Raw genomic sequence first — 15502 nt, 5'->3', positions numbered from 1 at the left:
AAAAATCCGTGAAGTGGCTGCCGAAAGCGCGACACAAGCCGAGCAAACGTTAAACCGATTCAGCGGGGAAAGGTTGCAACGTATTTTAGCGAACGCTACACGAAAAATGTCGCAGCGATATAGTCGCGTGCCAAGTGGGCCGACCCACCATAAAAAAGGGGCGACGCGGATGCCGCGTCGCCCCTTTTGATTTTGTTCCGAAGCCTTACTCAGCCGGTTGCGCGGACGCCTCGGTTGGAACGTGGCGAGTTGCCTCCGAACGCTCGCGCGAAGTGATGAACGTATAGAACATCGGCACGACGAAAAGCGTGAAGAAGGTGCCGATCAAAAGGCCCCAGAAGATGACCGTACCCATTGCCTGACGTGCGGCCGCGCCAGCACCGTCGGCGATCATTAGCGGCACGACCGCCAGAGCGAGTGCCGCCGTCGTCATCAGGATCGGGCGCAGGCGCACCTTGGCCGAATGGACGATCGCTTCGCGGATCGACATGCCTTCGTCGCGTTGCTGGTTCGCGAACTCGACCATGAGGATGCCGTGCTTGGTGATGATGCCGATCAGTGTGATCAGGCCCACCTGCGTGTAGATGTTCAGCGTGGCGATACCGAGATTCAAAGGCAGGATCGCGCCGAAGATCGACAGCGGGACCGACATCAAGATGATGAACGGATCGCGGAAGCTTTCGAACTGCGCCGCAAGCATCAGGTAGATCACGATGACTGCGAGCGAGAAGGCGATCAGGATCGTATTGCCTTGCGTGACCTCCAGTCGCGACTGACCCGAATAGTCGATGAAGAACGAATCCGGCATCGTGTTGCGGGCGATATCGGTGATCGTCTGGATCGCCGTACCGGTCGTCACGCCCGGCATCGGCATCGCCTCGATCGTCGCCGAGTTCAACTGGTTGAACTGTTCGATGGCAGCGGGCGATGCGTTGGTGGTGATGGTCACGACAGCCGAGAGCGGGATCATGGCGCCCGTCGTGGAGCGGATAAAGAAATCGCCCAGCGCTTCGGGATTGTTGCGATACTCCGCCGGCACCTGCGTGATGATGTCGTAGCTGTTCGACTCGCGGTCGAACTGCGAGATGGCACCGCCGCCGACCAGTGCGCCGAGCGTCGTTCCGATATCGCTGACCGGAACGTTGAGCGCTGCCGCCCGCTCGCGATCGATCGTAACCGTTACCTGCGGCGCGTCGAACGACAGCGAGTTCTGGACGATAATGAATTGTCCCGTCGCCTCTGCTTCCTGACGGATGCGGTCGGCGACATCGAACACTTCGGAGGCCGCGCCCGTCGACTGGATGATGATGGAGACCGGCAGGCCGCCACCGGCGCCGGGAAGCGTCGGCGGTGCGAAGACGAAAGACTGCACCCCGTCGACCCCGTTGATGCGGGCCTGGATGTCCTGCTGGATCTCAGCCTGACCACGCTCGCGATCGGACCAGTCATGAAGCCCCCAGACCACGAAACCAGTATTCGTCTGGCCGGGTCCAAGACCGATGATCGAAAAGCGCGTCTTAACGTCGGTGATGTCGGTCGTGACCTCGTTCATCTCCTGTGCGTAGCGCTGGGTATAGTCCACCGTCGCATAGCGCGGGCCGTTGACGATGGCGAACAGCGCGCCGACATCTTCTTCGGGTGCAAGCTCGCTCGACGTATTCATGAACATGAAGCCGGTGACCGCGACGAATGCGATCGTGATGAACATCGTCACGGGACGATAGTTCAGCGAACCCGAGACGAGGTTCTCATAGAAATTGGCGAGCCGGTCGAAGGAGCGGTCGACGAATTTCTGGAAGCGGCTGTGGCCGCCGGCTTTCAAAAGCCTTGCCGACATCATGGGCGTGATGGTGAGCGCCACCATGCCCGAAATGACGACCGCTCCTGCAAGCGTGAAAGCGAATTCGCGGAACAATGCGCCTGTCAGGCCGGCGGTAAAGCCGAGCGGCATGAAGACGGCGACCAGCGTCAGCGTCATCGCGATGATGGCGAGCGCGATTTCCTTCATGCCCTTGATCGTCGCATCCATCGGGCTGAGGCCCTCTTCGATGTGACGGTGGATATTCTCCACGACGATGATGGCGTCGTCGACCACGAGGCCGATCGCCAGCACCATCGCCAGAAGTGACAGAAGGTTGATCGAATAGCCCAGCATCATCAGGAAGAAACAGACGCCGATGAGCGACAGAGGGATCGTGACGACCGGCATGATGACCGAGCGGAACGAACCCAGGAAGAGCAGGATGACCACGACGACGATGACGACGGCTTCGGCGATCGTGACGAAGACTTCTTCGACGGAAGCGCGGATCGTGTCGGTGGCGTTGTAGACCATCTCGACGCTCATGCCTTCCGGCAGGCTTTCCTGGATCGACGGCAATTCTGCGATGACGGCGTCTGCAGTATTCAGCGGGTTTGCCGATGGGGTCGGGAAGATGCCGATGAAGGTGCCGGCCCGCCCGTTGAAGTTGACGATCGAATCGGTGCTCTCGGCGGCAAGCTCGATAGATGCGACGTCACGCAAGCGCACGACCTCGTCGCCTTCGGACCGCAGCGGCAGCGAACCGAACGCCTCGGGCGTCTGGAGGGTCGATTCCAGCGTGATCGAATAGGCGACGTACTCGTTGCGCGTGGTGCCCGGCGCGGCCAGGAAGTTCGACGCATTGATGGCCTGAACGACCTCGGACGCGGTGACGCCGCGGCTGGCGAGGCGAATCGGGTCGATCCAAACGCGCATCGCGTAGTTGGCGGCACCCATGATCTGCACTTCCGCCACGCCGTCGATGGTCGACATGCGCGGCCGGATGACGCGTTCGAGATATTCGGTCTGCTGTTCGGCCGTCATGTTCTCGTTCTGGAAAGCCAGATACATGATGGCGAACTGCTGGCCCGTACCCTTGACGATCACGGGATCTTCCGACTCACTCGGCAGTTCGCTTCGAACCTGCTGAACGTTGGCCATAACCTCGGTGAGCGCGATATCCGGGTTGGAACCGAGCTGCATGTTGACCGTCACGGTGCTGACTGACGGACGGCTTGCCGACGTGACGTAATCGATGTTTTCGGTCGTGGCGACCGCGCGCGAAATCGGCGCGGTGATGAAGCCCTGAATGAGGTCCGCGCTCGCGCCCGGATAGGTCGTCGTGATCGTGATCACGGTCTCTTCGACTTCCGGATACTCGCGCACCGAAAGGTTGAAGAGGCCCTGAAAGCCCAGAAGCAGGATCAAAGCGCCGAAGACGGTCGAGAGGACCGGCCGGCGCGTAAAGAGTTCAGGTATGCTCATTGTGCATCGCCTTCGACTGAAGCTGCTTCAGCGGGTTGTTCCTGATCGTTTCCGTTGCCGTCGCCGGACTGCGAAAGCGTGACCTGCGAGCCGTTCGAAAGCCGGTTCTGGCCGGCGGTGACGACGCGGTCGCCCGCCGAAACGCCCTCGGTGACTTCGACCTGATCGCCGTAGCGGCGGCCGGTCTGCACGAACACCTGCCGCACCACGAAACGCTCTGGCTCGCCCTCGGCAGTTTCGATCGGCTGTTCTGGATCGCGGACGATATAGACGTAGTCGCCATAAAGGCTGGTCGTCACCGCGGTCTGCGGCACCGCGATCACGTCATCCTCGAGCGGAAGCTGGACGCGAACGCGTACGAACTGGCCGGGGTTCAACCTGCCTTCCTGGTTGTCGACTTCGGCACGCAGGGAGACGAGACGCGTCTGCGGATCGATGCGCGGCTCGATGCCGGTGATCCTGCCCGACGCCACCGCATTGCCGGCCTCGGTCGCGATGGTAACGGTCTGGCCTGCCGAAACGCGCGCAAGCTGCTGCTCGGGCACCGTGAAATCGACACGCAGCGTGTCGAGATCCTGAAGCGTGGCGACGGTGGCTCCGGCCGAGACGAACTGCCCGGCTTCCACGCGCGGAATGCCGACCGTTCCGGAGAACGGCGCTTCCAGCGACTTCTGGCTGAGGATCGCGTTCAGTCGTTCGATCTGGGCAAGAGCGGAGGAGGCAGCCGCCTCGGCATCCTGAACGGTTGCGGCCGTGCTGACGCCACGATCGGAAAGGGTGCGTGCTCTTTCGAGCGAAGCATTGCTGACCTGAACCTGTGCGCGCGCGGCGACAAGGTCGGCCTGCTCGACCGCATCGTCGATCTGGACCAGAAGCTGACCTTCCTCGACCTCGTCATTCGCCTTGAACTCGACCGAGCGAACCACGCCACCGGTCTCGACCGCAAGGTCGATGCCGCGCGATGCGTAAACCGTGCCGATGGCCTCGATGCCCGGCTGCCACTCGCCGTTTTCGGCGCTGACGATCGAGACCGGATAGGCGGTAGCCGGCATATTGGCGAAAAAGTCCGCGATCATCCGGTCGCGGAACATATTGAACCCGACGATGCCGCCGACGACGACAGCAACGAAGACGATGGCGATGAGAAACCGCTTGATCATTTTGAATTCCGCGAATGTATGGCCATTGGACGCATTGCGCCCTTGCAATTGTGCGCCGCATTACTGTACCGTCTGGACGGTGATGTCAACACGGCAGATAACACTCTGCCATCCATGAGGTGAAAATTGAAGCGTCCATCCGGCCGGCCGAGTTCTAGGGAGCGCCTTCTCGACGCCGCCGAAGCCCTTGCCCACGAGCAGGGATCAGCAAATATCTCGCTCGATGCGGTCGCGGCGAGGGCTGGCCTGTCCAAAGGCGGGCTGCTTTATAATTTCCCCACCAAGGCCAAGCTTTTGGAGGCTTTGGTTGAGCGCCATATCGCCCGTGCGCAGGAAGCACTGACCCAGAGCGAGCGACTGCACGAGGCCGGGCCGAACGCCGTTGCACTTGCCTATATCGACTATTGCCGCAATGAAATGTGCGTGCACCCCAAGCCTGCGTCCGGCATTCTGGCCGCCATTGCCGAAAATCCAGGGTTGATCGATCCGGTGCGCCGCCACCAGCGTCATCTCGTGGCGACGATGCGCGAACAGTCGAAAGACCTGCCGATGTCGCTGATCGCGCTTCTTGTGATCGAAGGTATGTGGTCGATGCGCATGTTCGAGACGAACTGTCTCGGCTCGGAGGAGACAGACGCTGTTTTCGAGCGTCTGTCGGGCGAGCTTGCGGGGAAAATCAAAGAGAGCGCAAGTCCGTAATCGGCTCCGTGCCGAAAGCGTCCGAGAGAAGATAGGCGACGAGTTTGGCGCCCGCTTCCTGCGGTGAGGACAAGGCGCCTTCCGACTTCATCGCCTTGAAATCGTCGAGCGCGGGAAACTGTTCGACGGTCGCGCCGCGAATGTCGGCCTGCATGTCTGTGTCGATGACGCCGGGGGCAAGGCTGGTGATCCTGAGGCCCGATACGGCGTCTTCCTGCACCGCGCGTACGTGGTTGTCGAGTGCGGCCTTGGTCGCGCAATAAACGCTCCATCCGGCCATGCCGCGACGGCCCGCGCCGGATGAAACATGCAGGATACGCCGGTCGGCGACCGGTGAGGCGACCGTCTGGAAAAGATCGGCGAGTGCGAGCGGCGCGGCGACGTTGAGCGTTACGGCCGTCATGATGGCCCCGACGCCTCCCGTGCCAAGCGGCCCGATCGGGCTGACCGTTCCCGCATTGTTGACGAGAATGGCGCGCTCCGCTCCCGACAGGAATTCTTCGAGACGATCCATAAGACTCTTGTCGGAAAACGCAGCCGGATCGCCAAGGTCGATCGCGATCTGTTCGAACGACGCTTCTGGTCCTGCGGAGAGTGCGGATGTCTCCTTGCGTGAGAGGCCGAGCACGTCGACGCCCTTTTCCAGCAGCGATGCCGCGATCGCTTCGCCCAATCCCCGGCTATGTCCGGTCACCACCGCCTTGGTCTTCATAACATCCTCGCTTTTGTTGTCGGCGCAAATTGGTGGTTCACGCCAACGAGCGCAACCGATTTCGAACAAAGCGGTGGTGCAGCGCACCTATTTGTGGAAACGTCCGGGCGACTGCTCACAGACGGAACCGCATACGACCGATGTCCATCCTTGCCGCCATCAGCCACCTGACTCATTACATATACGACCGCCCGGTCACGCTCGGTCCGCAGATCGTCAGGTTGAGGCCCGCGCCGCATTCGCGCACCCGCGTCGTCTCGCACGCGCTCAAGGTTTCGCCGGAAAACCATTTCGTCAATTACCAGCAGGACCCCTACGGCAACTGGCTCGCGCGCTATGTCTTTCCCGAACCGGTGCGCGAACTGAAGATCGAGGTCGATCTCGTCGCCGACATGACGGTCTATAACCCCTTCGATTTCTTCGTGGAGGAAGAGGCGGAATACTGGCCGTTCGATTATCCGCAGGCGATCGAACCCGATCTCGTCATCTACCGTCGCCCGGAACCGGCAGGCCCGCACCTACAGGCTTTTCTCGACACGATTTCGCGCGAGCGCCAGCAGACGGTCGGCTTTATCGTCGAACTGAACGCTCGCCTGTCGCGCGAGATCGGCTATGTCATCCGTATGGAAACGGGCGTCCAGACGCCCGAAGAGACGTTCGAACGCGGCACCGCCTCGTGCCGGGATTCAAGCTGGCTTCTGGTTCAGGCGTTGCGGCATCTGGGTTTTGCCGCGCGCTTCGTGTCCGGCTATCTGATTCAGTTGAAGCCGGACCTTATTTCGCTCGACGGGCCGGCCGGAACGGACAAGGACTTCACCGATCTTCACGCATGGGTGGAGGTCTATCTGCCGGGTGCCGGCTGGATCGGGCTCGACCCGACATCGGGCCTTTTGACCGGCGAAAGCCATATACCCCTTGCCGCGACGCCGCATTTTTCCAATGCCGCGCCGATTTCCGGCATGGCGAGCTTCGCCGAGGTCGAGTTTGCGTTCGACATGAAGGTCGAGCGGGTCGCCGAACATCCGCGTATCACGAAACCGTTTTCGGATGAGGCGTGGGCTGCGCTCGACGAACTTGGCGAAAAGGTCGACGCGGCGTTGAAGCATGGCGATGTGCGCCTGACGATGGGCGGCGAGCCGACCTTCGTGTCGATCGACGATTTCGAATCCGCCGAATGGAACACGGACGCCGTCGGTCCGACCAAGCGCGCGCTGGCCGATCAGCTTATCCGCCGTCTGCGCGACCGTTTCGCGCCGGGTGGGTTCCTGCATTATGGGCAGGGCAAATGGTATCCGGGCGAAACGCTGCCGCGCTGGACCTTTTCGCTTTATTGGCGCGATGACGGCAAGCATATCTGGAAAGACGCAGACCGCATCGCGCCGGAAGCGGCGGATGGCGAGGCAAGCGCGGCGGACGCCGAGGGATTGCTTCGGGCGATCGCGGGCGAACTCGGGCTGCCGGGCGAAAATGTCGTGCCGGCCTACGAGGACCCGGCCGAATGGCTGATCAAGGAAGGCCAGCTTCCCGAAAACGTGACGCCAGAAAACTCCGAGCTTTCCGATCCCGAGGCGCGCTATCGCATGGCGCGGGTCTTCGAGCGGGGCCTCGACCAACCTTCGGGCTATGTCCTGCCGGTCCAGCGCTGGCAGGCGGCGGCCGACGCGCCGCGCTGGATGTCGGAGGTCTGGAACGTCCGTCGCGGGCACCTCTTCCTGGTGCCGGGCGACAGCCCGGTCGGCTACCGCCTTCCGCTCGGCTCGCTGCCTTATGTGCCGCCGTCTCAATATCCTTATGTGAACCCGGCCGATCCGACCGAGGAGCGCGGGCCTTTGCCCGATGCGCCGGAGCCTCACCAGCATGTCGCAAGCTTCACCGCCGTGACGCCGGGGCAGGCCATCGTGCCGCAGGAGATAGGCGAGCTTGGCGGCGCGGTGCGCACCGCGCTTTCTGTCGAGCCGCGCGACGGTCGGCTTTGCGTCTTCATGCCGCCGGTCGAGCGGATCGAGGACTATCTGGAACTGGTCGCCGCTGCCGAAAGCGCTGCCGAACGCCTCGACGTGAAGGTTCATATCGAAGGCTACGCGCCGCCGTCCGATCCGCGGATGAATGTCATCCGCGTCGCGCCAGATCCGGGCGTCATCGAGGTCAATATCCATCCGGCATCGAGCTGGCGCGACTGCGTGGCGACGACCGAGGCGATCTACGAGGAGGCGCGCCAGTGCCGGCTCGGCGCCGATAAGTTCATGATCGACGGGCGGCATACCGGCACCGGCGGCGGCAATCATGTGGTCGTCGGCGGTCGCACGCCGATGGACAGCCCGTTTCTGCGCCGACCCGATCTCTTGCGCAGCCTGATCCTCTACTGGCAGCGGCACCCGTCCTTGTCCTATCTCTTTTCCGGCCTCTTCATAGGTCCGACGAGCCAGGCCCCGCGCATCGACGAGGCGCGTCACGATGGCCTCTACGAACTCGAGATCGCGATGTCGCAAATTCCCGATCCCGGCGAGGGCGAGCGGCCTTTGCCGTGGCTGACGGATCGGCTATTGCGCAACCTCCTGACCGACGTGACGGGCAACACGCATCGCGCGGAAATCTGCATCGACAAGCTCTATTCGCCGGACGGCCCGACGGGACGGCTTGGACTGGTCGAGTTTCGCGGCTTCGAGATGCCGCCCAATCCGCGCATGTCGCTGGCCCAGCAACTTCTCGTCCGCGCCATCATCGCGCGGCTCTGGAAGGACCCGCTCAAGGGCGATTTCGTGCGCTGGGGCACCGCGCTTCACGACCGTTTCATGCTCCAGCATCATGTCTGGACCGATTTCAGCGATGTCCTTGCCGATCTCGACGCGCATGGCTTTTCGTTCCGCAGCGAATGGTTCGAGGCGCAGGCCGAGTTCCGCTTTCCCTTCTGCGGCGAGGTCGAATATGAGGGCGTGAAGCTGGAACTGCGGCAGGCGCTGGAGCCGTGGCATGTTCTCGGCGAGACGGGCGCGATCGGCGGAACGGTGCGCTATACCGACAGTTCGACCGAACGCTTGCAGGTGAAACTCGAAGCTGCCGATCCCGGTCGCTACGCGGTGACGTGCAACGGGCGGCGAGTGCCGCTCGAAAAGGCCGGCAATGGGGTGTCGGTCGCAGGCGTGCGTTATAAGGCGTGGCAGCCATCGACCGCGCTTCATCCTGTGCTGCCCGTCGATACGCCGCTCACCTTCGATATTTACGACACGTGGAACGGCCGCGCGCTTGGCGGCTGCGTCTATCACGTCGCTCATCCGGGCGGGCGCAGCTACGACACCTTTCCGGTCAACGGCAACGAGGCGGAGGCCCGGCGGCTCGCCCGGTTCGAAGGTTGGGGCCATACGGTCGGGACCTATGCGGCCTCACCCGAAATCCCGCATCCCGAATTTCCGTCCACGCTCGACCTGAGGCGGCAGGCACGGCGATGAGCGCGCGAATGGAAGAAACGGGGCCGACGAGGCGGCGGGCCGCCTTGATGGGAAGCTATCATCCGCCGGCCGGAGCCTATGATGAGCTTTTGGACGCGACGGGGGCGGTGCGTCCGCTCTGGCGACCGATGGTTGGGGAATTGTCGCGTCTGTCGGCCGAAAAGGTCGAGGCGCGCATCGCGCGCGGCGACGAATATCTGCGCGATGCGGGCGTCTATCTGCGCCAGTTCGGCAGCGATGACGCCGACCGTGTCTGGCCGCTGAGCCATCTGCCGGTGTTGATCGACGAGGATGACTGGTCGTCGCTCGTCGAGGGCCTTGCCGAGCGTGCCGACCTTCTGGAGCGCGTTGTGGCCGATCTTTACGGCGAGAACCGTCTCGTCGCGGAAGGCCATTTGCCGGCGAGCCTCATAGCGCAAAGCCCCGAATGGCTGCGTCCGATGGTCGGCGTCGAGCCGGCATCCGGCCACCGCCTGCATCTGATCGCGTTCGATGTGGCGCGCGGTCCGGACGGGCGCTGGTGGGTGCTCGGCGATCGCACGCAGGCACCGTCCGGCGCAGGTTTCGCGCTGGAAAATCGCGTGGCGACCGCGCGTGTCTTCTCCGAGCTTTACGCGCGTTCCAACGTCCATCGCCTCGCCGGCTTCTTTCGCGATTTCCGCGAGAATCTGCAGGCGCTCGCGCCGGGGCAGGCGCGTTCGGCGATCCTGACGCCGGGGCCGTTGAGCGAGACCTATTTCGAGCACGCCTATATTGCGCGCTATCTTGGCATGACGCTTCTGGAGGGGGAGGACCTCGTCGTCGAGCAGGGCCGCTTGATGGTGCGCACGGTATCCGGTCTGGAGCCGGTCGGCGCGCTGTGGCGGCGTCTCGACGCCAGCTATGCCGATCCGCTCGAACTCGACGGTCGCTCGCAGCTTGGCACGCCAGGGCTCGTTTCCGCCTTGCGCGCCGGTACGCTCTCGATGGTCAACGCGCTCGGCGTCGGCATTTTGGAAACGCGGGCGCTGCTCGCCTTCATGCCGCGTCTCGGCGAAATCCTCACTGGCCGTCAGCCGTGCCTGCCCAATGTCGCGACATGGTGGTGCGGCGATCAGGCGGCGCGCGCTCACATCGACGGGCGCACCGACCTCCATTGGTCGGCGGCGCTTTCGACGCGTCTGCCCTATGAGGGCGACCTGCCGCTTGGTACGCACGGCTTTGCCGATCCATCCATGACGCCGGATGCGCTTCGTCTGGCCCATCCCGAACTTTTCGTGGCGCAGGAGATCGTCTCGCTGTCGGCGACGCCGGTTCTGGAAGAGGGGTGTCTGGCAGCGGGCCAGTGCAGCCTGCGCGTCTTTCTCGCCCGCACGCCGCAAGGGTGGCAAGCGTTGCCGGGTGGCTATGCGCGCATCGCGTCCGGCGAGGGCGGGGCGGCTTCGCTCGGACAGGGCGGACGGGTCGCCGATGTCTGGGTCGTCGCGAAGGCACCGGTCGAGCGGGTCAGCCTGCTCGGCACCGAGCAGATCGCGGGGCAGGGGCCGCGCCAGGGCGCGCTGCCGTCTCGTGCGGCCGACAACCTCTTCTGGCTCGGCCGCTATGTCGAGCGGGCGGAAGATACGATGCGGCTGGTGCGCGCCTATCGCGTCAGGGCCGACGAGACCGGTGACGAGGAAACGCCGCTGTTGACGTTCTTCACCGACTACCTGACCGAACTCGGTGTCGACACGGACCAGCGCCTGCCCGAAGGGCTCGCCATGACGATCGGTTCGGCCGTGTTCAGCGCCTCGAAGGTGCGCGACCGGCTTTCCATAGATGGGTGGGCAGCCCTGAAGGATTTGTCTGCGACCGCGACGAGCATGCAACGCAATGCCGATCTTTCCGATGCGGGCGGAGCCATCATGGGCATTCTCCTGCGCAAGATCACCGGCTTTTCCGGCCTTGCGCATGAGAACATGTACCGCTTCGCAGGCTGGCGCTTCATGCGCATCGGCCGGTCGCTGGAACGTGCGGCGGCGACGTCCGCCATGTTGTGCGGGATGTTCGACGAGGAAGCGCCGGGCGGTGCGCTTGATATCGCGCTTGAGGTCGGCGATAGCGTCATGACGCATCGCAGGCGCTATTCGCTGGAGGCAAGCGCGGCGAGCGTGGCCGCGCTTCTGGTCCTTGACCCGATGAACCCGCGCTCGATCCTTTTTCAGGTGAGCGAGATCGACGAGCAGGTAAATCTTTTGCCCGATGGCGGACTCACCGGTCGCGCAGCCGGTCTCGCGCGCGCAACGATCCGGTTGCGGACACTGCTTGCGACAGCGCTGCCCGACGAGGTTGATCCAGCGTTCCTCGACCGCATACGTCTCGAACTCGAAGCCATCTCCGATCACATGAGCCGCATCTATCTCGCATGACAACGCGCTACGACATTCGCCTCACCATGGAATTCGCCTATGACGGCCAGTCTGGCGGCGGCCGCCACGCGATCTGCGTCCTGCCGCGCAGCCTTGACGGCGTGCAAAGGCTGATCGCCGGCCATGTCGATGTGACGGCCACCCCTTCGGAACGGCTCGAACGTACCGATTTCTTCGGCACGGGCGTCGTAGATTTTGCCTATGACGCGGTCGAAGACGATCTCGTCTACCGCGCACAGGCACGCGTGGAGCGGTCGGCGCCGATCATCGATGCCACACTGTCCGCACCGCTTGACGATATCGCGATGGAACTGGCGCGAGGCACCGGCCTCGATGCGTTTTCGCCAGCGCATTTCGTGGCCGCATCGCCTTTGATCACGCCCCATGCCGGCATTTGCCGATATGCGCGCGACGTCACGACCGGCAGCGCGAATGTCTTCGATACCGCCCGCGCTTTGACCGCCTCAATCTATCGCGACATGCGCTACGATGCCGACGCGACCGACGTGAACACGCCTCTTGGCGAAGCGTTCGAGGCACGGCACGGCGTCTGCCAGGATTTCAGCCACATCATGATTGCGGGCCTGCGGCATCTGGGCATTCCAGCCGCCTATGTCAGCGGCTATCTGCGCACGATCCCACCCGAAGGAAAGCCGAGGCTGGAAGGTGCGGACGCGATGCATGCGTGGGTCGCCGTCTGGTGCGGGCAAAGGCTCGGCTGGGTCGAGTTCGATCCGACCAACGATCTCGTCGTCGCTGCCGATCATATCGTGGTTGGATATGGCCGGGACTATTCCGACGTTGCCCCGGTGCGCGGCGTCATTCGGACAGCCGGCAGCCAGACGACCAAACAGGCTGTCGACGTCATCCCGGTCGCCGATGCTCATGACCGTCCGTAACGATCCTCGAAGCGCACGATGTCGTCTTCGCCGAGATAGGAACCGGTCTGCACCTCGATCAGCTCGAGCGGGATCTTGCCGGGATTTTCCAGCGCGTGGACCGCACCGACGGGTATGTAGACGGACTCGTTTTCCGAAACGAGGATCATCTCCTCGCCCTTTTGCACCTTCGCCGTGCCGCGCACGACGACCCAGTGCTCGGAGCGGTGATGATGCATCTGGACGGAGAGCTTCGCGCCCGGATTGACCGTGATCCGCTTGACCTGATCGCGTTCCCCGACATCGATGCTGTCGTAATGGCCCCACGGACGATAGACGTCGCGATGGTTGAGGTGTTCGCTCCGGCCTGCCGCCTCCAGTTCCTCGACGATGCGGCGAACGTCCTGAACCTTGTCGCGATGAGCGACAAGGAGGGCGTCCTTCGTTTCCACCACGACGAGATCGTCGACGCCGACGAGTGCGACGAGGCGCCCGTCCGCCCTTGCGAGCGTATTGCGGGTGTCGATCGCCATCACGTCGCCGGAAAGCGAGTTCCCGTCCCCGTCGCGCTCCTGCACCGAGAGAAGCGCCGACCATGAGCCGATATCGCTCCAGTCCGCATCGAGCGGCAGGACGACGGCATCGCACGTCTTTTCCATGACCGCGTAGTCGACGGATTCGGCGGGGCAGCTTGCAAAGGCTTCCGCGTCCACGCGCACGAACTGCATGTCCGGATGTGTTTCGGCCATTGCCTTCCGGCAGGCGTCGAGTATGTCCGGCCGGAATTTTTCAAGTTCCTCCAGATAGCGCCCGGCGCGGAACATGAACATGCCGGAATTCCAGAAGTAGGAACCGTCGGCGATGTAGCGGGCGGCGGTGTCGGCGTCGGGCTTTTCGGTAAAGGCGGCGACTGCGAAACCGTCGCCAACCTGCCCGCCTTTCTCGATATATCCGTAGCCGGTTTCCGCATGCGTCGGCACGATGCCGAAGGTTACAAGTTTGCCGTCCTTTGCCAGCGCAAGCCCTTTGCGCACGCAGTCCCGAAAGGCCTCGCCATGCCGGATGTGATGATCGGCGGCGAGAACCAGCAGCACTGGATCGGAGCCGTCGGCCGTGGCCTTAAGCGCGGCGAGCGCGATGGCGGGCGCGGTGTTGCGGCCGAAAGGCTCGAGGAGGATCGTCGCCTCGCCCTGACCTGCCACGCGCATCTGTTCTGCGGCAAGGAAGCGCTGCTCCTCGTTGCAGATGACGAGCGGTGTTTCGGCTTTAAGCCCGTCGAGCCGCGTGATCGTTTCGTGCAGCATGGTTCGCTCGCCGGTGAGCGCATGGAACTGCTTGGGATAAAACTGGCGCGAGAGTGGCCACAGGCGCGTGCCGGAGCCACCGGCCATGATCACGGGCAACAACATATTATCGGTTTTTCCTTCCAGCCGCGTGATGGCAATTTTACGTTTAGATGCCATGAATGGATTTCATACAAGAACGCGGCCGTCGCCGCGAAGTTCGGGAGAACGGTTCTGGGGTCGCCATTCAAGGCTTACGATGTGCGCGGGCGCATACCCGGCGAGATCGATGTCGCCTTCATGTATCGTTTCGGAAAGGCCGTGGCGCGAGAACTGCGCACGCGAAAAATAGTCGTCGGACACGACATGCGCCGGGAAAGCCCGGCCTTCGCGATGGCGCTGGCGCAAGGGCTGATCGATTGCGGCGTCGATGTGCTGCCGGCCGGGCTGTGCGGCACGGAGGAGGTCTATTTTCACACCGCTTCTACCGGAGCCGATGCGGGGTTGATGATAACCGCCAGCCACAACCCGGATGATTATAACGGCTTGAAGATGGTGCTCTCGGGTTCGCGCGCCGCAACACGCGAAAATGCGTTCGATGCACTCGAACGGATCGTGCTGTCCGACGCGGTGCTTGAGCCGGTCGCGACATATTCCGAGCGCGGCCAATTTGCTGATCCATTGCTGCGCGGAGCCTATATCGACCGCCTTCTGGAATCCGTCGCCGGCAAGGCGCTGAAGCCGATGAAGATCGTGGTTCATTCGGGTAATGGCTGCGCGGGGCCGATCGTCGATCTTCTGGAGCCGCATCTGCCGTTCGAGTTCGTGCGTGTCGATCACGAGCCGGACCCGCGCCTGCCGAACGGCATTCCCAATCCGCTTTTGCCAGAAAAGCGCGAGCGCGCGAGCCGCGCCGTGCGCGAAAGCGGGGCCGATCTCGGCATCGCGTGGGATGGCGATTTCGACCGTTGCTTTCTCTATGATCACGAGGGCACGTTCGTGGAAGGCTACTATCTCGTCGGCATGATCGCGGCGGCGATGCTGCGCGACCATCCCGGATCGACGATCCTTTATGATCCGCGCGCCTGCTGGAATACGCTTGATATCGTCGAAAAGGCGGGCGGGCGCGCCATCGCATGCCCGACCGGCCACGCCTTCTTCAAGCAGAAGATGCGCGAGGAAGATGCCGTCTATGGCGGCGAGATGAGCGCGCATCATTACTTCCGCGATTTCGCCTATTGCGATTCAGGGATGCTCGCCTGGCTCGCCGTCGTCGCCGAGCTTTCGGCACGCGATGTGCGGCTGGCGGACCTTCTGGCCGATCGCATCGCGATGTTTCCCTGTTCGGGCGAGATCAACTTCAAGGTCGCAGACGCCCGAAAAACGCAGGCGCGCATCGCATATTTCTATTCGGCAAAGGCTGTGTCGACCGACACTCTCGACGGCGTGTCGATGGAGTTCGACGACTGGCGGTTCAACCTGCGCGCTTCCAACACCGAGCCGCTTTTGCGGCTCAACGTCGAGACGCGAGGCGACAGGGCGCTGCTGCGGGCGAAGACCGACGAACTGAAATCGCTGATCGTCTTGGATTAGCCGGAATAAGGCTCCATCTGCGCTCTGCTTGCCCGTCATTTTCACGGATGCTATGGGC

At 63.0% G+C, this 15502-nt stretch carries 9 protein-coding genes; 5 read left to right on the top strand and 4 right to left on the bottom strand.

Annotation, left to right across the window (positions count from 1 at the left end; all coding sequences use genetic code 11):
* Positions 1 to 205: 205 nt before the first annotated feature.
* Positions 206 to 3286 carry an efflux RND transporter permease subunit gene (locus ACX82Z_RS15245; protein WP_459589927.1) on the bottom strand — a complete coding sequence of 1027 codons (3081 nt, stop codon included), beginning with the start codon at positions 3284 to 3286 and terminating at the stop codon, positions 206 to 208.
* Positions 3283 to 4446, bottom strand: a complete 1164-nt coding sequence (locus tag ACX82Z_RS15240) for an efflux RND transporter periplasmic adaptor subunit (protein ID WP_459589926.1) — start codon at positions 4444 to 4446, stop codon at positions 3283 to 3285. Before ACX82Z_RS15240 ends, ACX82Z_RS15245 begins: the two co-directional genes overlap by 4 nt.
* A gap of 126 nt (positions 4447 to 4572) precedes the next feature.
* Here ACX82Z_RS15240 and ACX82Z_RS15235 point away from each other — a divergent pair, with 126 nt between their 5' ends.
* Entirely contained in the window at positions 4573 to 5145 is a 573-nt protein-coding gene (locus ACX82Z_RS15235; protein ID WP_459589925.1) for a TetR/AcrR family transcriptional regulator, read from the top strand.
* Here the strand turns inward: ACX82Z_RS15235 and ACX82Z_RS15230 are convergent.
* On the bottom strand, positions 5123 to 5857 hold the full coding sequence (locus tag ACX82Z_RS15230) for an SDR family oxidoreductase (RefSeq protein ID WP_459589924.1): 735 nt from the start codon (positions 5855 to 5857) through the stop codon (positions 5123 to 5125). The two genes, ACX82Z_RS15235 and ACX82Z_RS15230, sit on opposite strands and share 23 nt — an antisense overlap.
* A gap of 140 nt (positions 5858 to 5997) precedes the next feature.
* On the opposite strand from ACX82Z_RS15230, the gene ACX82Z_RS15225 reads away from it, so the two are divergent.
* Genes ACX82Z_RS15225 through ACX82Z_RS15215 form a run of 3 tightly spaced genes read left to right on the top strand, consistent with a single transcriptional unit; the run spans position 5998 to position 12589 of the window.
* Positions 5998 to 9303 (top strand): transglutaminase family protein, encoded by a 3306-nt coding sequence (locus ACX82Z_RS15225; protein WP_459589923.1) that lies wholly within the window; start codon positions 5998 to 6000, stop codon positions 9301 to 9303.
* An 8-nt stretch (positions 9304 to 9311) separates the two neighbouring features.
* On the top strand, positions 9312 to 11690 hold the full coding sequence (locus ACX82Z_RS15220) for a circularly permuted type 2 ATP-grasp protein (protein ID WP_459911815.1): 2379 nt from the start codon (positions 9312 to 9314) through the stop codon (positions 11688 to 11690).
* Positions 11687 to 12589, top strand: coding sequence for a transglutaminase family protein (locus ACX82Z_RS15215; protein ID WP_459589922.1), 903 nt, complete (start codon positions 11687 to 11689; stop codon positions 12587 to 12589). The genes ACX82Z_RS15220 and ACX82Z_RS15215 overlap by 4 nt, the downstream gene beginning before the upstream one ends.
* On the opposite strand, the gene ACX82Z_RS15210 is transcribed toward ACX82Z_RS15215, so the two are convergent.
* On the bottom strand, positions 12574 to 13977 hold the full coding sequence (locus tag ACX82Z_RS15210) for a mannose-1-phosphate guanylyltransferase/mannose-6-phosphate isomerase (RefSeq protein WP_459589921.1): 1404 nt from the start codon (positions 13975 to 13977) through the stop codon (positions 12574 to 12576). The two genes, ACX82Z_RS15215 and ACX82Z_RS15210, sit on opposite strands and share 16 nt — an antisense overlap.
* A 60-nt stretch (positions 13978 to 14037) precedes the next feature.
* Between ACX82Z_RS15210 and ACX82Z_RS15205 the strand changes: the two genes are divergently transcribed.
* Positions 14038 to 15444 (top strand): phosphohexomutase domain-containing protein, encoded by a 1407-nt coding sequence (locus ACX82Z_RS15205; RefSeq protein ID WP_459911813.1) that lies wholly within the window; start codon positions 14038 to 14040, stop codon positions 15442 to 15444.
* Positions 15445 to 15502 lie beyond the last annotated feature (58 nt).

It is taken from the genome of Aliihoeflea sp. PC F10.4, from assembly GCF_054612275.1.
Note: the sequence above shows the minus strand (reverse complement) of the source record. Positions and strands in the feature narration are given on the sequence as shown.